Origin of the sequence: Brevundimonas sp. SH203, assembly GCF_002157625.1 — a bacterium.
Classification (GTDB): domain Bacteria; phylum Pseudomonadota; class Alphaproteobacteria; order Caulobacterales; family Caulobacteraceae; genus Brevundimonas.
In genome coordinates, this window is record NZ_BDMM01000005.1 from 1 (window position 1) to 20,239 (window position 20,239).

At 66.6% G+C, this 20,239-nt stretch carries 22 protein-coding genes and 1 tRNA gene; 13 read left to right on the forward strand and 10 right to left on the reverse strand.

Annotated elements, in window-relative coordinates; translation table 11 throughout:
• Positions 1-333 precede the first annotated feature (333 nt).
• Both SH203_RS11120 and SH203_RS11125 read left to right on the forward strand, forming a co-directional pair.
• Positions 334-1,242: an SDR family NAD(P)-dependent oxidoreductase gene (locus SH203_RS11120; RefSeq protein ID WP_087121018.1), complete on the forward strand. Its 909-nt coding sequence runs from the start codon at positions 334-336 to the stop codon at positions 1,240-1,242.
• Between the two features lie 108 nt (positions 1,243-1,350).
• Positions 1,351-2,553, forward strand: a complete 1,203-nt coding sequence (locus SH203_RS11125; RefSeq protein WP_087121019.1) for an acetyl-CoA C-acyltransferase — start codon at positions 1,351-1,353, stop codon at positions 2,551-2,553.
• A gap of 150 nt (positions 2,554-2,703) precedes the next feature.
• Here SH203_RS11125 and SH203_RS11130 read toward each other — a convergent pair whose 3' ends face one another.
• From SH203_RS11130 to SH203_RS15350, 4 genes are all read right to left on the reverse strand, one after another.
• Entirely contained in the window at positions 2,704-3,267 is a 564-nt protein-coding gene (locus SH203_RS11130; protein WP_087121020.1) for a demethoxyubiquinone hydroxylase family protein, read from the reverse strand.
• Between the two features lie 5 nt (positions 3,268-3,272).
• Positions 3,273-3,818: a disulfide bond formation protein B gene (locus tag SH203_RS11135; RefSeq protein WP_087121021.1), complete on the reverse strand. Its 546-nt coding sequence runs from the start codon at positions 3,816-3,818 to the stop codon at positions 3,273-3,275.
• Between the two features lie 40 nt (positions 3,819-3,858).
• On the reverse strand, positions 3,859-4,434 hold the full coding sequence (locus SH203_RS11140; RefSeq protein ID WP_087121022.1) for a YqaA family protein: 576 nt from the start codon (positions 4,432-4,434) through the stop codon (positions 3,859-3,861).
• Between the two features lie 205 nt (positions 4,435-4,639).
• On the reverse strand, positions 4,640-4,792 hold the full coding sequence (locus SH203_RS15350; RefSeq protein WP_143275724.1) for a DUF805 domain-containing protein: 153 nt from the start codon (positions 4,790-4,792) through the stop codon (positions 4,640-4,642).
• A gap of 202 nt (positions 4,793-4,994) precedes the next feature.
• On the opposite strand from SH203_RS15350, the gene SH203_RS15655 reads away from it, so the two are divergent.
• The 4 genes from SH203_RS15655 to SH203_RS11155 all read left to right on the forward strand — a co-directional run bounded on the left by SH203_RS15655 (position 4,995) and on the right by SH203_RS11155 (position 7,529).
• The gene (locus SH203_RS15655; RefSeq protein WP_200808917.1) at positions 4,995-5,135 is read left to right on the forward strand and encodes a hypothetical protein; all 141 of its coding nucleotides are present in this window, start codon (positions 4,995-4,997) and stop codon (positions 5,133-5,135) included.
• Between the two features lie 11 nt (positions 5,136-5,146).
• The gene (locus tag SH203_RS11145; RefSeq protein ID WP_234989479.1) at positions 5,147-6,103 is read left to right on the forward strand and encodes a DUF5694 domain-containing protein; all 957 of its coding nucleotides are present in this window, start codon (positions 5,147-5,149) and stop codon (positions 6,101-6,103) included.
• A gap of 139 nt (positions 6,104-6,242) precedes the next feature.
• A complete protein-coding gene (gene hppD, locus SH203_RS11150) occupies positions 6,243-7,343 on the forward strand; it encodes a 4-hydroxyphenylpyruvate dioxygenase (RefSeq protein WP_087121023.1) in 1,101 nt (366 codons plus the stop codon).
• A 6-nt stretch (positions 7,344-7,349) separates the two neighbouring features.
• Positions 7,350-7,529 (forward strand): hypothetical protein, encoded by a 180-nt coding sequence (locus tag SH203_RS11155; RefSeq protein WP_234989480.1) that lies wholly within the window; start codon positions 7,350-7,352, stop codon positions 7,527-7,529.
• An 89-nt stretch (positions 7,530-7,618) separates the two neighbouring features.
• On the opposite strand, the gene SH203_RS11160 is transcribed toward SH203_RS11155, so the two are convergent.
• Positions 7,619-8,734 (reverse strand): RelA/SpoT domain-containing protein, encoded by a 1,116-nt coding sequence (locus SH203_RS11160; RefSeq protein ID WP_087121025.1) that lies wholly within the window; start codon positions 8,732-8,734, stop codon positions 7,619-7,621.
• A 433-nt stretch (positions 8,735-9,167) separates the two neighbouring features.
• Here SH203_RS11160 and SH203_RS11165 point away from each other — a divergent pair, with 433 nt between their 5' ends.
• The 7 genes from SH203_RS11165 to SH203_RS11195 all read left to right on the forward strand — a co-directional run bounded on the left by SH203_RS11165 (position 9,168) and on the right by SH203_RS11195 (position 13,760).
• Positions 9,168-9,785 carry a DJ-1/PfpI family protein gene (locus tag SH203_RS11165; RefSeq protein ID WP_087121026.1) on the forward strand — a complete coding sequence of 206 codons (618 nt, stop codon included), beginning with the start codon at positions 9,168-9,170 and terminating at the stop codon, positions 9,783-9,785.
• Positions 9,786-9,802: 17 nt separating this feature from the next.
• A complete protein-coding gene (locus SH203_RS11170; RefSeq protein WP_087121027.1) occupies positions 9,803-10,864 on the forward strand; it encodes an isoaspartyl peptidase/L-asparaginase family protein in 1,062 nt (353 codons plus the stop codon).
• Between the two features lie 103 nt (positions 10,865-10,967).
• Positions 10,968-11,234 (forward strand): hypothetical protein, encoded by a 267-nt coding sequence (locus SH203_RS11175; protein WP_087121311.1) that lies wholly within the window; start codon positions 10,968-10,970, stop codon positions 11,232-11,234.
• A 43-nt stretch (positions 11,235-11,277) separates the two neighbouring features.
• On the forward strand, positions 11,278-12,297 hold the full coding sequence (locus SH203_RS11180) for a fumarylacetoacetate hydrolase family protein (protein WP_087121028.1): 1,020 nt from the start codon (positions 11,278-11,280) through the stop codon (positions 12,295-12,297).
• A gap of 60 nt (positions 12,298-12,357) precedes the next feature.
• Entirely contained in the window at positions 12,358-12,894 is a 537-nt protein-coding gene (locus SH203_RS11185; protein WP_087121029.1) for a CcdC protein domain-containing protein, read from the forward strand.
• A 273-nt stretch (positions 12,895-13,167) separates the two neighbouring features.
• The gene (locus SH203_RS11190) at positions 13,168-13,620 is read left to right on the forward strand and encodes a hypothetical protein (protein ID WP_087121030.1); all 453 of its coding nucleotides are present in this window, start codon (positions 13,168-13,170) and stop codon (positions 13,618-13,620) included.
• 55 nt (positions 13,621-13,675) lie between these two features.
• Positions 13,676-13,760, forward strand: a tRNA-Leu gene (locus SH203_RS11195).
• A 359-nt stretch (positions 13,761-14,119) separates the two neighbouring features.
• Here the strand turns inward: SH203_RS11195 and SH203_RS15975 are convergent.
• The 5 genes from SH203_RS15975 to SH203_RS11215 all read right to left on the reverse strand — a co-directional run bounded on the left by SH203_RS15975 (position 14,120) and on the right by SH203_RS11215 (position 20,198).
• Positions 14,120-14,386: a DUF6289 family protein gene (locus SH203_RS15975; protein ID WP_143275726.1), complete on the reverse strand. Its 267-nt coding sequence runs from the start codon at positions 14,384-14,386 to the stop codon at positions 14,120-14,122.
• Between the two features lie 221 nt (positions 14,387-14,607).
• Positions 14,608-14,868: a hypothetical protein gene (locus SH203_RS11200; protein ID WP_087121312.1), complete on the reverse strand. Its 261-nt coding sequence runs from the start codon at positions 14,866-14,868 to the stop codon at positions 14,608-14,610.
• A gap of 107 nt (positions 14,869-14,975) precedes the next feature.
• Positions 14,976-15,827 carry an alpha/beta hydrolase gene (locus SH203_RS11205; RefSeq protein WP_087121031.1) on the reverse strand — a complete coding sequence of 284 codons (852 nt, stop codon included), beginning with the start codon at positions 15,825-15,827 and terminating at the stop codon, positions 14,976-14,978.
• A 59-nt stretch (positions 15,828-15,886) separates the two neighbouring features.
• Positions 15,887-17,932: an AsmA family protein gene (locus SH203_RS11210; RefSeq protein ID WP_087121032.1), complete on the reverse strand. Its 2,046-nt coding sequence runs from the start codon at positions 17,930-17,932 to the stop codon at positions 15,887-15,889.
• Between the two features lie 142 nt (positions 17,933-18,074).
• Positions 18,075-20,198 (reverse strand): S9 family peptidase, encoded by a 2,124-nt coding sequence (locus tag SH203_RS11215; protein WP_087121033.1) that lies wholly within the window; start codon positions 20,196-20,198, stop codon positions 18,075-18,077.
• Positions 20,199-20,239 lie beyond the last annotated feature (41 nt).

Genomic DNA, 20,239 nt, shown 5'->3' on the forward strand with positions numbered 1-20,239 from the left:
AGCCGTTGTTCACTTCATAGTTCCAGTTGGCGCCCGTCGTCGACGACTCGGCGTTGATGTCGTCCATCATGTGGTAGCCGGCGTCGATGGCGCCGTACCAACCATTGGGTTCCGCCGATGCGGCGCCGGCTGCGAACAGCCCGGCCGCGGCGACGGAGGCGAGAAGTTTGAGCTTCATAGCTTCCTCACTGTGTGAATGCGCGAAGCTGCGCACTAGCACAGCATTCCCCGACCGAACGGCGTGGCTGGCGCACGGTTCCGCTCTCGGATTAGGATTGTGTCGACTGTGGCGCCATTTCAACACATTGGACGCCCGAGAACAGGGAGCGATTTATGACGATGCGATTTGACGGACAGGTGGTGATCGTGACGGGCGCCGGCGGCGGCCTGGGCCGGGAGCACGCCCTGGCGCTGGCGGCGCGCGGGGCTAGGGTGGTGGTCAATGATCTGGGCGGGGCGCGCGACGGCTCGGGCGGATCGGCGACGGCGGCCGAGGCCGTGGTCGCCGAGATCGAGGCGGCGGGCGGCGAGGCCATGGCCAATGCGGCCTCCGTCACCGACGCCGCCGCCGTTCAGGCCATGGTCGATCAAGTCATGGCCAAATGGGGCCGGATCGACATTCTGGTGAACAACGCCGGCGTCCTGCGCGACAAGACCTTCGCCAAGATGGAGCTGGAGGACTTCCGCTTCGTCGTCGACGTCCACCTGATGGGGGCGGTCAACTGCACCAAGGCGGTGTGGGAGATCATGCGAGGGCAGAACTACGGCCGGATCGTGATGACCACCTCGTCGTCGGGCCTGTACGGCAACTTCGGCCAGTCGAACTATGGCGCGGCCAAGATGGCGCTGGTCGGTCTGATGCAGACCCTGGCCATCGAGGGTCAGAAGAACGACATCCGCGTCAACTGCCTGGCGCCCACCGCCCACACCCGCATGACCGAGGACCTGGGCGCGGCCCTGCCGCTGGAGGCCCTGGCCCCGGCCCTGGTGACGCCGGGCCTGCTGTATCTGGTCAGCCAGGACGCTCCGACCCGCGCCATCCTGGCCGCCGGCGCCGGCGGGTTCGAGCGCGCCTATGTCACCCTGACGCAAGGCGCCTTCGTCGCCGGCGACGATGCTCCCGAACAGGTCGCCGCCCGCTTCGACGCCATTTCGGACCGCGCCGGAGAGATCGTCCCCGACATGGGCGCCGCCCAGGGCATGATCGAACTGACCAAGGCCCAAAAGGCGCACGGCGCCTGAACAAGAAGGCGCCTTGCGTTGACGCGACGTGAGGCGCCTATCGTCGTCACAGAGGAAACCGGCCTCAATCAGCGTGAAAGCGCGATAGGCCCAAGACAGAGATCATCCATGCGCGAAGCCGTCATCGTCTCCACCGCCCGCACGCCCATCTGCCGGGCCTATCGCGGCGCCTTCAACGACACCCAGGCGCAAAGCCTCGGCGCCCACGCCGTCCGTCACGCGGTCCAGCGCGCAGGCGTCGATCCGGCCGAGATCGAAGACGTGGTCATGGGCGCGGCGCTGCAGCAGGGCGCGACCGGCACCAATGTCGCGCGCCAGATCGCCCTGGCCGCCGGCCTGCCCGCCTCCGTTCCCGGCATGAGCCTGGATCGCCAGTGCGCCTCGGGCCTGATGGGCATCGCCACGGCGGCCAAACAGGTGATCTTCGACCAGCAGAAGATGGCCGTCGGCGGCGGTCTGGAATCCATCTCCCTGGTGCAGAACCAGAACATGAACCTGTATCGGATGAAGGACGAGACGCTGCTGAAGCTGTCGCCCCACATCTATATGTCGATGCTGGAGACGGCCGAGGTTGTGTCGCGCCGCTATGGCGTGTCGCGCGAGCGTCAGGACGCCTACGCCCTTCAGTCCCAGCAGCGCACCGCCGCCGCCCAGGCCGCCGGCCGCTTCGACGCCGAAATCGTGCCGATGACCACGACCATGCTGGTGATGGACAAGGCGACCGGCCAGACTTCATCCAAGGAAATCACCCTGTCCAGGGACGAGGGCAACCGCCCCGAAACCACCCTGGAGGGGCTGCAATCGCTCAAGCCCGTCTTCGGCGGCGGCGAGGAAATCCAGACCGGCGAGTTCGTCACGGCCGGCAACGCCTCGCAACTGTCGGACGGCGCCTCGGCGGTCGTGGTGATGGAGGCCGGCGAGGCGGTGAAACGCAACCTGCAACCGCTCGGCGCCTATCGCGGCATGGCCGTGGCGGGCTGCGAGCCGGATGAGATGGGAATCGGCCCGGTCTATGCCGTGCCCAAGCTGTTGAAGCGCCACGGTCTGACGGTGGACGACATCGGCATCTGGGAGCTGAACGAGGCTTTCGCCGCCCAGGTTCTCTATTGCCAGGACACGCTGGGCATTCCCGACGACCGGCTGAACGTCTCGGGCGGCGCCATCTCCATCGGCCACCCCTACGGCATGTCCGGCGCCCGCATGGCCGGCCACGTCCTGATCGAGGGCAAGCGCCGCGGCGCCAGATACGGCGTCGTCACCATGTGCGTCGGCGGCGGCATGGGGGCTGCGGGATTGTTCGAGATCTTCTGAGAACGGCCACCGTCTCCTCCCCATTTCATGGGGAGGTGGCTCGTAGCGCAGCGGAGAGACGGAGGGGCTCTTCGACGCCCGTGGGACTTCAAAAGCCCCTCCACCACTTCGTGGTCCCCCTACCCGCAAAGCGGGGAGGAGACGCCGCACTCAGACCTTCTCGCTGACCTTGATCGCCACCCGGCATCCGGCCTTGATCACGCCCGACAGCAGCCGATAGGCCGGAGCCTCGCGGCTGCCGTGTTCGACGGCGTGGTCGTGGTGGGCCAGTTCCTCGTCGCGAAACTGCTTCAGCTCGGCGGCCAGGGCCGGATCACGCTCGCCGATCTCGGCGATCTGGTCGGCGTAGTGTTTCTCGATCACGCTCTCGACCGCCTCGGTGCAGGCGTGGGCGGCCTTTTCGCCCATCAGGGCCGTGCCCGCGCCCAGGGCCGAGGCCGCGATCCGCCACAGGGGCGTCATCACCGTGGGCCGCACCCGCCGCTCGTTCAGCAGCCGGTTGAAACGGTCCAGATGCACCGCCTCCTGATCCTGCATCTCGGTCAAGTCGCGCACCATGTCGCCGTGGGCCTTGCGACCCTCGAACACCGCCTTCTGCGCGCGATAGATCAGGACGGCCGCATATTCCCCGGCGTGATCGACGCGCAGGATCTCGTCCATCCGGGCCTTGTCGGCGCCGCGTCCGGGACGGGCCAGGGGAATGGAGCCGCTCATGACGATCAGGCCCTTTCGATCCGGGGGGCGCGGGCGTCCTTGGGCCGTTTGGCGGCCAGCAGGCTGAACACCGCCAGGGCCGAAACGATCAGGGCGTTCCATCCGGCCATCGACAGGCCCAGCCAGCTCCACGCCACGTCGCCGCAGCCGATCACCTTGACCGCCGGCCCCGTGCCCAGCGCCAGCGCCGCCAGACTGTCCATGTCTATGGCGCCGCCGCCGGGCGAACAGGTCGCCGGCAGGGCCCACCATTTATATTCGCCGCCCATGTGGAAGACGGCCGTGATCGCGCCCGTGGCGAAGATGGCGGCCAGCAGGAAGGCGGCGATGCGCGGCGTGCCGCGTCGTCCGCCGCTGAACAGGGTCCAGGCGGTGGCCAGCCCGCCCACGACCACGGCGGCCCAATAGACCTCGCGCTGCTTCAGGCACAGATTGCACGGCGCCAGCCCGCCGAACCGCTCGAAGGCATGGGCCGCGCCCAGCATGGCCAGCGACGCGGCCAGGGCGAAGGCGGTCCACCAACGGGTCAGAAGGCGATAGGCGTCTGTCATCGTGCTTCGCTCTTACCCCGCCTGCCCCCGTCCGTCGATGTCACAGAAGCTTCAGCACGACGATCAGCCCGATCAGGACGACCAGCCCCACGCCGGTCCACAGCGCCAGCCGCTTCTCCACCTGGGCCAGCATGGCCGGTCCCCAGGTCTTCAAGATCCACGCCTCCAGAAAGAACCGCCCGCCCCGCGTCGCCACGGACGCCGCGATGAAGATCGGGAAGCTGAACGCCGCCAGCCCCGAGGCGATCGTCACCAGCTTGTAAGGGATAGGCGTCAGCCCCTTGATCAGAATGACCCACAGCCCCCACTGGTCGAACCACTGACGAAACTGCTCCAGCCCGTCCGAATGGCCCAGCAGCCGCATGATGGCCAGACCCACATCCGTCAGGAAATAGCCGATGGCGTAGCCCAGTATGCCGCCCAGCACCGAGGCGACGGTGCAGATCGCCGCATAGACATAGGCCTTCTGCGGCCGCGCCAGGATCATCGGCGCCAACATCACATCGGGCGGAATCGGAAAGAACGAACTCTCGGCGAAGGAGACCACGGCCAGGGCCTTGGTCGCATGGCGGCTGCGCGCCAGTTCGAACACGCGGTCGTACAGTTTTCGCAGCATATGAATCCCTTCGGCGGCGCCTGATCCCTAGCAACCGCCGTCCGCGCCGTCACGACCGGGCGACGCGCTCAGGTGCGTTTGCCGAACGGTCGGCTGGGGACGACGCCGGGATCATAGGCCTGCTGCGCCCAGGGCGTCGGCGGCGCCGGGCGGGCGGCGACGCCGCTTTCGGCCCTGCCGCGTCGGGCCTCCTCGAACAGGGCGTTCAGCCGCGCCTCGTCCGTCCCGCTGACATCGTCAGCATCAGCGCCAGACCGCTTGCCAGCGACTGAACGACCATGAAGCCGAAATACTCCCGCCGGGACGCGCGCCCCTTGAAGTCGGCATAGCGAAGACGCGGACGCGGCAGGATCGACATCACGGCTCGCGGCCAGCAGGAAATCGACCTCAGCTTGCGACAAGACCGTAGAATACGCCTGAACGGCCAAGGTTAAGGCGACAGTGGCCCAAGCTCGGCCTTAGGTGTCCAAGAATTAACGGGCGCCGCTGGGGCGTCCTGTGAGACACGGCTTCATCGACCGATGGTCGATCGTCCCTCCAACTCCTGATCACGGCGTGTCATGGCCCTGTTTCCTCGTTCGTCCCGCACCGTGTTCGCCGCCGTCGGCCTCTTGCTGACGGCCGCCCTCCCCGCCGCCGCTCAGGATTACCGCCCGTCCTTCCATCCCGATCGGCTGAAGGGGCGCCCGCCGGGGCGCTGAATGAGGTGTTGGTGCTGGGCACGCCCCACCTTTCGAACCTGAGCGACGGCTTCAAGGCCGAGAGCCTGTCGCCCCTGCTGGATCGACTGGCGGCGTGGAGGCCCACCGCCATCGCGACCGAGGATATGTCGGGTCTTCAGTGTGACAGCCTGCGCCGCTATCCGGCGCGTTACGCCGAGACGGTCAAGACCTATTGCTGGGACCCCGCCCCCGCCGCCCTGGCGACCGGGCTGGACGTACCCGCCGCCAACGCCGAGGCCGAACGGCTGCTGGCGGCCTGGCCCGCCCGACCCACGGCGGCCCAGCGGCGGCGTCTGGCGGCGGTGTTCCTGGCGGCCGGCGAGCGCGGATCGGCCCTGGTCCAGTGGCTTCGGCTCGCGCCCGGGGACCGCACCGCCGGCGACGGCCTGAACGACGCATTGGTCGCCATGCTGAACCGGATCAAGGACCGGCCGAACGAGACCTATCTGATCTCCGCGCCGCTTGCGGCCCGACTGGGGCTGGAGCGTCTGTGGAGCGTCGACGACCACTCCGCCGACACGCCTGATCCCGCCGACCCTGCGGAGAAGAAGGCTTACGAGGAGGCCGTCATGGCTGCCTGGGACAATCCCGCCAGCACCGCCCGCCGGGCCGAGGATGTCCGTCTCGGCGCCGCCCTGGACCAGCCCGACGGCGTCCTTCAGATGTATCGCGCCTATAATGCTCCGGGGGCGCCGGACGTCGCCTATCGGTCCGATTTCGGCGCGACCCTCGTCGAACCTTCGCCCCAGGGTTACGGCCGCATCTATCTCGGCTTCTGGGAAACCCGCAATCTGCGCATGGTCGCCAATATGCGCGACGTGCTGGGCCGCTATCCGGGCACGCGGATGCTGACCATCGTCGGCGCGGCGCACAAGGGCTATTACGAGGCTTATCTGGACCAGATGCACGACGTGCGCCTGGTCGATCCCGAACCCGTCCTGCGCTGATAGGGCGAGGTCGCGCGGGGCGTCGTTCATCACGTCCCCGTGGCCTCGTCTTGGCTCCGTCGTTTTCCCCGACTAGGTTCCGCGCCAATCGGCGGCCCTTCGGTTAAGTCCGCCTCAAAACCCGTGCGGGAGACGCGCCATGAACGACATGACCAAGGCCCAGATCGAGCAGCTGGACCAGGAAAACCCCCTCGGCGTCGACGGTTTCGAATTCGTCGAATTCACCGGGCCCGAGCCCAGGGCGATGATCGCGCGCCTGGAGACGATGGGCTTCACCCAGACGCATGTGAACCCCAGGACCGACGTGGTCCGGCTGAAGCAGGGCGACATCAGCTTCCTGGTGCATCGCTCGCCGGTCGCCCACGCCGCCGACTTCGCCCGCGACCACGGGCCTTCGGCCAACGGCATGGCCTTCCGCACCACCGACGCCAAGGCCGCCTACGAGGGCGCGGTCCAGCGCGGCGCCAAGCCGGCCGAAGGGGTCAACGGCGGGGCGCTCGGCGACGACTACCCCTATATCCTGCAAGGCATCGGCGGTTCGCTGCTCTATGTCATCGACCAGTATGGCGACGCTGGCTCCCTCTATGACGCCTGGGACGAGATCGAGGGCTGGGAAGAGGCCGAACGCAAGAATTCGATGGGTCTGGAGGTTCTGGACCACCTGACCCACAACGTCCGTCGCGGCCAGATGCGGACCTGGTCGGGCTTCTACGGCTCGGTGTTCAACTTCGAGGAGCAGAAGTATTTCGACATCAAGGGCAAGGCGACGGGCCTGTTCTCCCAGGCCATGATCGCGCCCGACCGCGCCATCCGCATCCCGCTGAACGAAAGCCAGGACGAGAACTCCCAGATCGAGGAGTTCATCCGGCGCTACAACGGCGAGGGCATCCAGCACATCGCCCTGACGACCGAGAACATCTTCGAGACGGTCGAGGCCATGCGCGAACGCGGCGTGGACTTTCAGGACACCATCGAGACCTATTTCGAACTGATCGACAAACGCCTGCCCAACCACGGCGAGGACGTGGAACGGATGCGCAAGAACCGCATCCTGATCGACGGCTCGGACGAAGAGGGCCTGCTGCTGCAGATCTTCACCCAGGACACATTCGGCCCGATCTTCTTCGAGATCATCCAGCGCAAGGGCAACGAGGGCTTCGGCAACGGCAACTTCCAGGCCCTGTTCGACTCCATCGAACTGGACCAGATCCGTCGCGGCGTCATCAAGGTCGACGCCTGAATGAGGATGCGGCCGCCCACATGGCTGCCCTGGCTCGGCCCGGTCCTCGCGGCCGGCACCGGGGCCCTGGCGGGAGAATACTGGCTGGGCGGCGGCTTCTGGCCGGTCCTGATCGCCGCCCTGATCTGCGGCTTCGCCCCCATCGTCGGCTATCAGGTGTGGAAGCGCCTGCACCATAGGGGGTGAGGGGGCGTAACGGTTTTCGGTGAGGCGAATCGAACCGAAGTCAACTAAGCGCAAGAAGCTGAGACGGTTAAGCAGACGCAGGCGCGCGGCTAAGCTGCGTCATCAACGACTGAATGAGGAAGGGGATTAGGAAAATCGCCCTTCAGAGCTCGGGCGACCAAGCTACTAAAGAGATTCGTGTCAAGAAAGTAGTTTGGGTAAGCGCGCCGCAGCGCGTTGACGTTATCCACTGAAACTAGGACGATTTGAGTTTTAGCGTCCTCAAGCAATGCACCTTCTAGGTCGGTGTATTTTTGGTTTGCCGCTTCCGACTGAAGCGCTTTAAAGCGCCATACTGTTATTTTTTGCGTCGTAGGATCGAGCGACAGAACAAAGTACTTTGCGTCTTTAGCACTACCTATAAACTGGATAGTTGTATTGTAAACACTCAAGGTGTTTTGTACGCGCAATTTTGCAGCTAAGGCGCGTATCTCATTCACCAAATCGTCCTTGTCTGTCGGCGTATTGGGAACTGGATTGCAAGCCTCCATAGCAGCGATTGCTGACCCCATAAGCGCAAAGAATCGCAGCCAGTCTTGGTCGCCTTGATTGGACTTCAATGCCTGCTTTGTGAATATACCCACAGCTTCAACTGCAGTGGCCCAAGCATGCTGCATCTGGGTTCTAATCTGAACTTCAACCTGTAAACCGTCGTAGACTTCAGTGGGCCCATTTCCTTTGTAGGAATAGACCATGTGATGACACCGATACCCATCTTTCTTCGGAAAAGTTATATAATCTTTCTCGTTTCTCAACTTATGATCGAACGATGAGGTTTTGTATTTTTTTATTAGAGTTTTTACACTGGCCATACGCTTAAAAACCGCCCGACATCCGGCGATGTCTTGCATCTGCGTCATCCGCATAGACGGCTGACGCGACAGCTTTGCGTGTATGGATTCAAGGCGCTTAACACGCTGAGCCACGATTACATCCCGCTCGATTTTCCGAGCTTTCGTGCGAAGCGTTATCTGAAAGGTATTGAGTGGGTAGGCATGAGATGATCGCCAATTGTTTAATACTGTAAGCGCGTCAAGCCCATCAGAGGTGGTTACTGGGTATTCCAGGTGAGCAAGGCGACTTCCCGCCCTATCGACGTCCTTACGTTCGTATTTAGGGTCAGCCCAAGCCACAGAATCGCTCCAGAGAAGAACAATACACCACATTCCTACTTGGTGCAGACAAGGAAAAGTGACCAATTCCTACCATGGAATTATGTTTCACTCATCAGGCGTCGGGTTCGAAAGACACCCTGGAGCAAGGATCAGCCCTTCAATCCAAGCCAACCATCCTATCGCGACCAACCAAGCTCCTGATTTCACGGGGTTTCCGATTTTCTTTCGCCAAATGACCTGACCCCACCCCACCTTGGGTTAGACTGGTCTCGATCGGCGCTCCCTTTGAGGAAAGGGCACACATTGCACTCTGTTTTTCGGCGCCGGACGAGGATTTGACGATGCGGGCGGCCGGATCTGGACGGATTGCACTCTTTGCATTGTGTTTTGCCTCTTCACAGGCTCAGGCCCAGGACGCCCCGCGCTGGTCGCTGGCGATCCACGGCGGGGCGGGGGAGAAGCCGGCGACAATGAAAGGGCGCGCATGCAACTGACCATCGGCATCCTTCTGTTCGACGGCGTCGAGGTCCTGGATTTCGCCGGGCCGTTCGAGGTGTTCAGCGTCGCTTCGCGCATCGCGGCGGTGCGGGGCTTCGCCGCGCCTGACCCGTTTCAGGTCCTGACCGTCTCGCGCGACGGCGGTCGGGTCATGGCGCGACATGGGCTCCAGGTGCTGGCGTCCGCCGCCTTCGCGGATCACCCGGCGATCGATGTTCTGATCGTGCCGGGCGGGGTGGTGGACGCGGCCCTGGCCGACCCCGCCATCCTGGCCTGGATCAGCCAGACCGCCGGCAAGGCTCAGTTGACCGCCTCCATCTGCACCGGCGCCTTCCTGTTGGCGGACGCCGGCCTGCTGGACGGTCGGCGCGCCACCACCCACTGGGAGGACATCGACGCTCTGCGCGCGCGATCTCCTCAGGTCCGGGTGATCGAAGACGTCGCCTTCGTCGACGAAGGCGACATCGTCACCTCCGCCGGAATCTCGGCGGGCATCGACATGAGCCTGCATCTGGTGGGCCGCCTGCTGGGCGAGGACGCCGCCGTCCAGACCGCCCGCCAGATGCAGTATGACCGCCGCGCGGCCTCAACTTCCCAGCGCTAGAAAACCGTTCCACGATCATGAAACGTCTCCATCTTCCTCTATTTCTCGGTGCGGCGGCTCTTTCCCTGTGCGTAACGCCAGCCGTCGCCCAGGACGCCCCGCGCTGGTCGCTGGCGATCCACGGCGGGGCAGGGGTGATCGAGCGGGCCAGTCTGACGCCCGAGCAGGACGCCGCCTACCGGGCCTCGCTTCAAAAGGCGCTGGATGCGGGTTCGGCGGTTCTGGCGCGCGGCGGTGCGGCGCTGGATGCGGTGCAGGCGGCGATCCAGGTCATGGAGGACGATCCCCTGTTCAACGCCGGGCGCGGCGCTGTCTTCACCGCGGCGGGCAGGAACGAACTGGACGCCGCCGTCATGAACGGCGCGGACCTGACGGCCGGCGCCGTCGCGGGCCTGACCACCACCCGCCATCCCATCGCCGCCGCCCGCGCGGTGATGGAACGGTCGCCCCACGTCATGCTGATCGGGGCAGGGGCCGACGCCTTCGCCGCCCAGGCCGGGCTGGAGCAGGTCGATCCGTCGTATTTCTTCACCGAGCGGCGCTGGCAGGGTCTGGTCAAGGCCCTGACCGAGGCCGGTCAGCCGATCCCCGACCGCCCGGCCGACGCGCCCGCCGTCGGCGCCCAGGCCGCCCTGCCCGCCCCGCCCCTGAACGAGAGGAAGTTCGGCACGGTCGGCGCCGTGGCCCTGGATGCGCGGGGCGATCTGGCCGCCGGCACCTCGACCGGCGGCATGACCGCCAAACGCTGGGGCCGGGTGGGAGACGCCCCGATCATCGGCGCCGGAACCTACGCCTCCAACGCCGACGGCTGCGCGGTGTCGGCCACCGGGTCGGGCGAATATTTCATCCGCGCGACGGTTGCCCGCGACATCTGTCATCGCACGGCCGAGGGGGCCTCGGTCCAGACGGCGGCTCGGGCCGAGATCGACGAGGTCGGCGCCATCGGCGGCGACGGCGGCGTCATCGTCATGGGCCGGGACGGCGCGCCCGCCTTCGCCATGAACACCCCGGGCATGTATCGCGGCGGCGCCTCGTCGAACACGACCGCCCGCGTCGCCATCTATGCGGACGAGGACTGAACACCTTTCGTCATCCTCCGGGCCTCGCGGCTTGTCGGAGGATGACGAAAGCGGATTTCAGACCATTCAGACGTTTCAGACTCACTTTTTCCAGACCGACCCCATGCCCGCACCCGACGACGAACTGACCCTGATGGCCAATGAGGAGCTGGACGCCGCCTGCGCCATGCCCTTCGTCGAGGTCCGAAAGATCACGCCGTGGGGCGACAGCTATGAAGGCTTCGCCCCCTCCGGCCGCACGGTCGAGGTCGAGCGCCGCTACCTGTGGGCCGTCGAGCCCCAGGGCGGCGTCATCGTCGAGGTCGAAGTCCGCGACCGCGCCGCCCGCACCGGCGCCGAGGCCCGCGCCCTGCTGACGGCCGCCGACTGATTCCGCCGTTCCCAACATCGCAAATCCGGTCTAGGCCTTGGTCATGAAACTCGCCTCGCTCAAGCACGGCCGCGACGGCCGCCTCGTTGTCGTCTCTCAGGACCTGAACTGGTTCACCGACGCCTTCCTGATCGCCCCGACCTTGCAGGCGGCGCTGGATGACTGGGACCGCTGCGGCCCCCGCCTCGAGGCCTTGGCCGAAAGCCTGGAGCATGAGGCCGTGCCGCGCGGCCGCTTCCACGAACGCGACGCCGCCTCGCCCCTGCCCCGCGCCTATCAGTGGGCGGACGGCTCGGCCTATGTGAACCACGTCGAACTGGTTCGTAAGGCGCGCGGCGCCGAAATGCCCGAGAGCTTCTGGACCGACCCGCTGATGTATCAAGGCGGCTCCGACAGCTTCCTGTCGCCGCGCGATCCGATCCCGCTGGCCGACGAAGCCTGGGGCTGCGACCTGGAAGCCGAGATCGTGGTGGTCGTCGGCGACGTGCCGCAGGGCGCGACGCGCGAACAGGCGCTCGCCGCCATTCGCCTGGTCGGCCTGGTCAATGACGTGAGCCTGCGCAACCTGATCCCCGCCGAACTGGCCAAGGGGTTCGGCTTCGTCCAGTCCAAGCCCGCCAGCGCCCTGTCGCCCGTCCTGGTCACGCCCGAGGCGCTCGGCGACCGCTGGCAGGACGGCAAGCTGCACGGCGCCCTGTCGGTCCAGCTGAACGGCCGCGATTTCGGCCGCGCCGACGCCGGGGTGGACATGACCTTCGACTTCGGAACCCTGATCGCCCACCTGGCCAAGACCCGGTCTCTGGGCGCCGGGACCGTCATCGGTTCGGGTACCGTCTCCAACAAGGACGCCGACGGCGGCCCCGGCAAGCCGGTCAGCGAGGGCGGCCTGGGCTATTCCTGCATCGCCGAGGTCCGCACCGTCGAGACCCTCCTGCGCGGCGCCGCCGAAACGCCCTTCCTCCGCTACGGCGACACGGTGCGGATCGAGATGCTGGATGCGCGCCACCACACCCTCTTCGGCGCCATCGAACAGACCGTGACCCCGCTTTCCAGCGCGGGCTGACGGCGCTAGGTTCATCGCAGCGGCCGCGGGGGGCCGCCAAGGTCTTTGGGGAGAGACGACGTGCCGCCTGAAAAACTGATCCCGCTGCTCATGATCCCGATCATGCTGGTGGTCGTGCTGCTGAAGAACCGCAGGAAGCGGGTGCTGAAGCCCCAGTTCCTGTGGGTCATGCCGGCCATCGTCCTGCCGCTGATCGGCCTGGGCCTGTGGGGCATGGCCCAGAACCCGAACGCCGCCCACGCACCGTTCGGCCTCGACGCCTGGGCGGTTCTGGCCGTCGGCGGCGTCCTGGGCGGGATCGCCGGCTGGTATCGCGGCAAGACCGTCACCATCGAAAGAGAGCCGAACGGCGTCCTGATGGCCCAGGCTTCGCCCCTGGGCCTGATGCTGCTGGTCGCCCTGTTCGCCGGCCGGTCGCTGCTGCGCGACCTGATCGAGGGCCACGCCGCCGCCTGGCATCTGAACGCCCTGGCCGTCACCGACGCCTTCCTGGTCTTCGCCATGGGGCTGATCGTCCTGCAGCGCGTCGAAATGTACATCCGCGCCCGCCGCGTCCAGGCCGGCCGCCTGGACGATCATGTCGAGGTCGTGGCTTGATCGTCGCCCTGCTGTCGATCCTGGCCCAGGGCGCGACGCCCGATCTGGCCTGGTCGACGGCCAGGCGGGACGATCTCAGCGTGGCCTACATCCAGTACGATGTCGGCCTGACCGTATCGGCGGTCTGCCAGAACCACGGCTTCGTGCTGGCGGTGGGCGGCTTGCCGGCGCCCCCGGCCGACGCCCGCTATCGGAAGCTTGAGGTGAACCTGTCCGACGACACCCTGCGTTCGGGCGACTGGGCCGTGTCGCCGACCGGCGACCGCACCGGCGGTGTACGCCCGCAGCCTCCTGAACACGCCGCGCCTGATTATCCGGGCGCCCGGCGAAGGCTCTGCGCCGGCCCGCCGATACGAACTGCAGCTGCCGGCCGATTCGGCGCCGCTGGCGGCGGTGATGACCGATTGCGGCGTCCCGCTGCAAAGCGCCTCGGACGCGACCTACGACCCCAACATCTCGGTCGTCACCTGGGATCGGCCGCCGCAAATGGGCGTGCCGTCGCCCATGCCGTCCGTCACCAGCGCGGACGCCCTCATTCGATGCGATGTGGATGCGGGAGGCCGGCCGCAGAACTGCGTGCTGCTGGACGAGCAGCCCGCCCGTTCCGGCTTCGGACGCTATGCGCTTCGGGCGGTTCGCACGGGCCGGGTCCGCCAGATCGACGGCGGCCCGATCCAGCCGGGCGCGACATTCACCACACGAATGACCTTCAACGTCCAGGGATAGGTCACGGGCACTAGACCCGCCTCGCCCGTCTGTGGCATGAGGCGGTCCTTCCGCTGCGGGCGTGGTGGAATTGGTAGACGCGCTGGACTCAAAATCCAGTTCCGAAAGGAGTGCCGGTTCGACCCCGGCCGCCCGCACCACGGATTTTCAGGCTTCCGGCCTTGATCCGTCCGGTTCGCATCCGCGAACATTCGACGACTTCCGACACGAAACGCGAACACCGAGTCACCTTGGCGGCACAGCTTGTTCGCCTAGCGTTCTTATCGCGCTACGCCGCCGATCCGGTCGGTGGCGCGACGGAGGACAGCACATGACGCCCGCCGACCTCCACGCCCAACTCGACGCCATGTAATCCGCCGCCCCCGCCGACGACCGCAAGCCAAGCCAGATCACCATTCCGACCGACACCTGAATCGAAAGCTTCTATGCCGAAACACCTGAACGACGAAGGGCCGCCCCGATCTCCCGGAGCGGCCAACCCACTTCAATCGGTCTAGTCCTAGTAAGGGAACGAGCCCCAAGGTTCAGGAGATGTGATCCTGCACTCTTGGTCGATGATTACTTCGGCGTAGGGCGTCACCACGCCTTGTTGATAGAACCGCCCAGAGCAAGTCGAGGTGTAAGACCCGACCGCAGTCGTGTGCGTGTCGTCGGAATAGTAGATCACATATTCGTGGTGACGAGGGACTGCAGAAGCTGCGCCTGCAAACGCAGCCACGGCGACGAACAGGCCTAAGCCGATTTTCTTCACGTGCGACGATTTCATGTGCCTCTCCAAGGGAGCCAGTCTCCCGTTAGGATTGCGACACAGAGTTGCCGATTTTGCAACTGAAGATAGTTCTCAACGACCGAAGGGCGCCACCTCGAAGGAAAGCCGTCGCTCTGGAGCGATCCAAGACGCTCACCACGCCGTTGGGCGATGCGCGTTTCGCGGGCGCCGGAGCGGCATGGCCGCGCTTGGCGCCCGCGAGGATCTTGTCGCCTAAGTCACCAGTAGCCGCCCGGGCAACTGCCGACGGCTTCCTGGGTCGAATAGGGTGAAGTCGTGCCGTTGACAGGCGAGGCGACGACATCGCCGTTACGGCAACGATCTACATAGAACCCGACTTGGGTGGTGTGGGACGCATCGCTGTAGAATCGATGCATATACATGATGCCCGGAGGCCGCGCCGAAGCGACGGCGGCGAAGAGCGACCCGGCGATGATGGCCGTAGTTGCGGCGAGGCGGATAGTCGAAGCGATCCTCATCTCATTCCTCCAATGGAAGGTCATCTTCCACCGTCATTTCGCGGCTGAATAGGCCGAATTACAACCTTGAATGTTTCCCCCTGCATTCACTGATCGTTTCAGCGCACTCAACCCAGTTCGCGATGAAAGAACCCCGTCACATCCGCCAGCACGGTCGCCTTCTTCCTGAACAGGGGCGAGAAGGTCGCGATCAGGTCGGCGTGGTTCAGGCCAGGATAGAGTTTGGCTTCCGAGCGTCCGCCCACGGCCCGCATCCGCTGATCAAGGATGATCGTGTCCTCGTCGTGGACCACCGTGTCGGCCGTGCCGTGGCCCAGCCAGATCGGCGGGGCGTCGGGGCGCACGAAGGTCACGGGCTGGGTCAATGTGGGGTCCGGCGCGCGGCCGAAGGCGTTGCGGGACGCCGCCACGTCCAACGGCAGGAAGTCGTAGGGTCCGGCCAGGCCCGCCGCCGCCCTTATCAGGTTGGGCCGGTCGACGGCGGCCATATAGCGTCGGTCCAGGGCGATCATCATGGCCAGATGCGCGCCCGCCGAATGGCCCAGAACCCCCAGCCGGGCGGGATCGCCGCCGTACCGGCCCACGACCTCGGCCGCTTTGGCCGTCGCGGCCGCCGCATCCTCGATGAAGGCCGGAAACGCGACCTCGGGCACGATCCGGTAGTCCGGCACGGCCACGACGAACCCCCTCGCCGCCAAGGCCTGGGCGGCCCAGCCGTACTGGTCGCGCGAGCCGGAATCCCAGCCGCCGCCGTAGAAAAACACCAGCGTCGGATACGGCCCCGGCGCCGTGGGGGCGTAGAGGTCCATCCGCTGGCGCGGATCGTCGCCATAGGCGATGTCGCGCGCGACGCGCCGCACGCCGGGATCGCGCGGCCCCAGGGCGTTCAACAGGTTCAGCGGCGAACAGGCCGCGGCGACGGCCCCCAGGGCGGGGGCGAACAGGCCGCGGCGGGTCATGCGTGATCGTCCATAGGCTTCAATACGCCCGAAGCGCCGATTCGGTCGTCCGCCATCGCCTACCGCGCGCCGGCGATCAGGCGGCCGCAATCGGCGTCGTCGGCCAGACCCGGATCGACGAAGGCGAACAGGGCCGTCACCGGCGCCACCACCGCGCCCAACAGACCGGCCAGCCCGCCCTGCCCCACGACGCCGCCGACGTCGACCCCGACCCTGGGCGCGGTCAGGGGCCCGGAGACGGTGATCGGCGCCCACAGGCGCAACAGGCGCGGCTTCTTGGATTCGCCCTCGATCCGCAGGTTCAGCGTCTCGGCGCCCAGGTCGATCGACCCCTTGCCCTGGGCCAGGACGACGTCGGTGTCGATCACGAAGGTCCGGGCCGTCGCCCTGCCCCCGCTGACGTTGAAATCGGCGACGGCGCAGCGGATCTGGCTCTCGGACTGGTCCCCGCTCAGCAGCTTCAGCAGGCCCGCGCTGGCGTTGATGCCCAGCAGTTCGGCGAAGGCCGCCCGCATCCGTCCGTTGGGGACCACCAGGCTCATCGACCCCTTGGACGCGGCGGCGAAGTCGTGCAGCGACGCGCCCGGCCCCTCCAGCCTGGCCCGGCCCAGCGCCCGTCCGCTCAGCGGAACCGAGCCGTTGCGCGCCCGGATGATCGATTCCAGCGGATAGCCGGACAACCGCATGTCCACCGTGTTGTAGGGCGTGTCCCGGGTCGCATCGATGCGCGCCGTTCCGTTCAGCGTACCGCGATTGAAGTCGAAGCTGACGGGGTCCAGCTTCAGCACCCCGGCCTTCAGATCGGCGCCCAGATCGACCGCGCGCACGTCGAACGCATTGGCCTTCACCGCCGCCGCGCGATAGGTCAGCGACCCGTCCATGGCGCGCAGCCGTTCGGTCTGCAGCTTGGCGTCAGGCAACAGCTTGCCGCCCACCACCACCGGCGCCTCGGTGTTCCGGCCCGCCGCATCGGTGCGGGTCCGCGCGCCCAGGACGGCGGCCAGATCGTCGATGTCCAGCCGGCGCGAGCGCAGGTCCGCATCCACCCTTAGACGCCGGGCGGCGTCCACCCGCACCTCGCCCGACAGGTCCGACGCTCCGACCCGGCCGTCGAAGTCCTTGAACGTCCAGACCCGTTCGTTGCGGTTCAACGCCCCCGATAGTCGATAAGGCGGGGTGTTGGGCAGGGTCAGGCCGGTCAGCAGATACAGGTCCGACAGATCGCGCCCCTGCATCGTCAGGGTCGCGTCGAACCGGCCCAGATCGAACGGCCGGGTGATCGCGCCCCTGGCCGTCAGGGACGATCCCGCCCCGCTGACCTCGGCCTCGAACCCATAGGGCCGGTTGCGGCGGATGTTGACGAAGGGGCCGCCCTCGATCTTCAGCGTCAGGGGCGATCCGTGGACCGCGCCGCGCCCCTCCAGCAGGAAGCCGGCCGCGCCGTTCGCCGCCTCATGGGCGTTGACGGCGGCCTGCAGCGTCATCTCCCGCCTCTGCTCGTCGAAGGACAACTGACCGTCGGTGATGACCAGCTGCTGGATGACCGGCAGTTTCAGCCCCTCGCCCGTGTCGGGCCTGTTCGGGTTCAGCTCCCAGCTCTTGCGGCCGTCCCGGTCGGCGATCAGCACCACCTTGGGCCGGGTGAAGCGCAGCAGCGGCATCTCGACCTGGCCCGCCAGCAGTTTCCTCAGCCGCACCGAGGCGTAGATTTCGTCCACATCGGCCGTGTCCTGCGCCCGCGCCCAGTCCGGGCCGCCGATCTTCAGCCCCCGCACGACGGCGGATGGGGTCCAGCTGAACAGATTGACGTCCAGGTCGCCGGTCAGGGCGATCTGCCGGTCGTACCTGGCCGAGGCCCAGCGCCCGATCGGCCCGCGCAGCATGTTCCAGTCGAACAGGGCCAGGAACAGCGCCGCCGCCAGCGTCAGGACCAGAACCACCCCCAGCGCCGTCTTCTCCGCGACGCCCGGATGGCGGGCCGCCGCATAGACCGGATCGTTGTCGCACACCCAGTCGCGCCACGCACGCGCCCGCGCGGCGGCGGGGACCAGCGCGCGGCTGTGAAATCGCGATCCAAAGCCTCGCCAATTCAGGGGTTTCGCCAAGCGCCCGCCTCCAGCCTAAGGGAGCAAACGCGCCACCGCCGGTTTGGCGCCGCCGTTCCGGGCCGTTCGCGTCGAGTCGAAAAAAAGAGGGGCGCGGTCGGCCGACCGCGCCCGTCTCCTCTCGCCCGATCCGAAGGCCGGATCAGCGCGCCGGCGTCAGATATTTGTTCAGCCAGCCGAACACCTCGTTGTGCCATTGCAGGCTGTTGGCCGGCTTCAGCACCCAGTGGTTCTCGTTGGGGAAGACGATCAGGCGGCTGTCGATGTTGCGGCCCTGCAGGGCGGTGAAGGTCGACAGCCCCTGGGCGGTCGGGATGCGGAAGTCGCGATCGCCCTGAACCACCAGCATCGGCGTCTTCCAATTGTCGACGTGATTGGCCGGGTTGAACTTCTGATAGCCTTCCGGGTTACGCCACGGCGCGCCGCCGTATTCCCATTCGGTGAACCACAGCTCCTCGCTGGAGTAGCCCATGGCGAAGGTGTCGAACACGCCGTCGTGGTTGACCAGGCATTTGAACTCGTTGGACCAGTTGCCGGCGATCCAGTTGATCATATAGCCGCCGTAGGAGGCGCCCAGCGCGCAGGCGTTATCGCCGTCCAGGAAGCTGTATTTGGCCTGCGCCGCCGCCCAGCCCTTCTGCAGGTCTTCCAGCGGGCGGTCGCCCCAGTGCTGGCTGATCGCATCGGTGAAGGCCTGACCGTAGCCGGTCGAGCCGTGGAAATCGATCATCACCACCGCATAGCCCGCGCCGGCGTAGGTCTCGGGGTTCCAGCGATAGGACCAGCCGTCGCTGAACGATCCCTGCGGCCCGCCGTGGATCAGGAAGGCGACCGGATATTTGCGCCCCTCGACGTATCCGACCGGCTTGATGACATAGCCGTGGACCGTCTCGTTGTTCCAGCCGGGGAAGCTGAACTGCTCGTACTCGCCGAACTGTTTGGCGGCGAAGGCGGGGTTCGACTGCGTCAGGCGACGGGGCATTTCGCGACCCAGATAGGTCTTGAAATACAGGTCGCCCGGCTCGCGCAGGCTGTCATGGGCGAAGACGAAGCCCGAGGGCGTCTGCTGGAAGGCCGAAACGTGGCCCGCCCCCGTGACCGGCGTGACCACGCCGTTGCGCGTATCCACCGCGAACAGCTTGGTCGCGCCCACGTCGCCGGCGATGGTGTACAGGGTGTGCCCGTCGCGCGACCATTGCAGCGTATCGGCCGACCGATCCCAGTTCGAGGCGATCTCGCGCTTCTGGCCCGTCGCCACGTCCATCAGCACGATCTGATAGCGGTCGGCCTCGAAGCCCGGACGGGCCATGGCGCGATAGGCCAGGGTGCGGCCGTCCGGCGAGAACACCGGACCGGCGTCCCACGCCTTGTTGTCCGCCGTCAGGTTGGTGAAGGTGCCGTCGCCCGACAGGCCGTTGGTCTTCCACAGGTCGAAGTTGGTGCTCCACGGCTCGGTCTGGCCCGCCAGTCGCGCGGAAAAGACTACGGCGTCGCCCGCCGGGGTGAAGACGAACTCGCTCTCGTCGCCGAACGGCTTGGACGGCGTGTCGCCGTCGAAGCCCTTGGTGATCCAGGCCGGCGTTCCGGTCGCCTTGCCGTCGCGGCCGATGGACTGGACGAACAGATGGTTCTGGGTGTGGTCGTTCCAGGTGTCCCAGTGGCGCACGAACATCCGGTCATAGACCTGTCCGGTCGACTTCCGATCCGCCATCGCCTTGCCGATCTCGACCGAGGCGTTCAGGTCGGCCGCGTTCGGATAGACGGCCAGGGAGGTCGCCACCTTGTCGCCCGTCGGGCTGATGCGATAGGCGTTCACCTCCAGCGGCAGGTTCGTCACCTGCACCGGCGTCGCCGTGGGCGAGGCGACGCGCCAGACCTGGCTGGTCCCCGACTTGCCCGACAGGAAATACAGATTGCCGTCCCCGCCCCAGCGCGCGGTGTTGGCGCCCTGGTCCGAGATGGCCAGACGACGCGGCGCGGCGTCCGGCGTGTTCAGGTCCAGCATCCACAGACTGCCCGAACGGCTGTTCGCCGCCACGTCCGTCGTCGTCACCGAATAGACGACGTAACGCCCGTCCGGCGACACCTGCGGATCGCCCAGCCGGTTGGCCGAGATCATATCCTGATAGGTGAAGGCGTCCGACGTCGCCGGAACCGCCGGCTGCGGCGCAGGCGGAACCTGCGCCAGCGCCGGCCCGGCGGCCATCAGGGCGCCCGACAGGGCGATGCTCGCGCAGGCGGCGGACAGAAGGGAACGGTGACGCATGGGTCTTCCTCGGAAATCTTGCTGCGGCAGGCGTAGCACCG

Coding starts and splice junctions, on each gene's coding strand:
- SH203_RS11170 (WP_087121027.1), top strand. CDS start 9,803: ATGAAACGTCTCCATCTTCCTCTATTTCTCGGTGCGGCGGCTCTTTCC.
- SH203_RS11125 (WP_087121019.1), top strand. CDS start 1,351: ATGCGCGAAGCCGTCATCGTCTCCACCGCCCGCACGCCCATCTGCCGG.
- SH203_RS11165 (WP_087121026.1), top strand. CDS start 9,168: ATGCAACTGACCATCGGCATCCTTCTGTTCGACGGCGTCGAGGTCCTG.
- SH203_RS15655 (WP_200808917.1), top strand. CDS start 4,995: ATGGCCCTGTTTCCTCGTTCGTCCCGCACCGTGTTCGCCGCCGTCGGC.
- SH203_RS11175 (WP_087121311.1), top strand. CDS start 10,968: ATGCCCGCACCCGACGACGAACTGACCCTGATGGCCAATGAGGAGCTG.
- SH203_RS11155 (WP_234989480.1), top strand. CDS start 7,350: ATGCGGCCGCCCACATGGCTGCCCTGGCTCGGCCCGGTCCTCGCGGCC.
- SH203_RS11120 (WP_087121018.1), top strand. CDS start 334: ATGACGATGCGATTTGACGGACAGGTGGTGATCGTGACGGGCGCCGGC.
- SH203_RS11160 (WP_087121025.1), bottom strand. CDS start 8,734: ATGTGGTGTATTGTTCTTCTCTGGAGCGATTCTGTGGCTTGGGCTGAC.
- SH203_RS15350 (WP_143275724.1), bottom strand. CDS start 4,792: ATGTCGATCCTGCCGCGTCCGCGTCTTCGCTATGCCGACTTCAAGGGG.
- SH203_RS11140 (WP_087121022.1), bottom strand. CDS start 4,434: ATGCTGCGAAAACTGTACGACCGCGTGTTCGAACTGGCGCGCAGCCGC.
- SH203_RS11135 (WP_087121021.1), bottom strand. CDS start 3,818: ATGACAGACGCCTATCGCCTTCTGACCCGTTGGTGGACCGCCTTCGCC.
- SH203_RS11180 (WP_087121028.1), top strand. CDS start 11,278: ATGAAACTCGCCTCGCTCAAGCACGGCCGCGACGGCCGCCTCGTTGTC.
- SH203_RS11215 (WP_087121033.1), bottom strand. CDS start 20,198: ATGCGTCACCGTTCCCTTCTGTCCGCCGCCTGCGCGAGCATCGCCCTG.
- SH203_RS11200 (WP_087121312.1), bottom strand. CDS start 14,868: ATGAGGATCGCTTCGACTATCCGCCTCGCCGCAACTACGGCCATCATC.
- hppD (WP_087121023.1), top strand. CDS start 6,243: ATGAACGACATGACCAAGGCCCAGATCGAGCAGCTGGACCAGGAAAAC.
- SH203_RS11130 (WP_087121020.1), bottom strand. CDS start 3,267: ATGAGCGGCTCCATTCCCCTGGCCCGTCCCGGACGCGGCGCCGACAAG.
- SH203_RS15975 (WP_143275726.1), bottom strand. CDS start 14,386: ATGAAATCGTCGCACGTGAAGAAAATCGGCTTAGGCCTGTTCGTCGCC.
- SH203_RS11205 (WP_087121031.1), bottom strand. CDS start 15,827: ATGACCCGCCGCGGCCTGTTCGCCCCCGCCCTGGGGGCCGTCGCCGCG.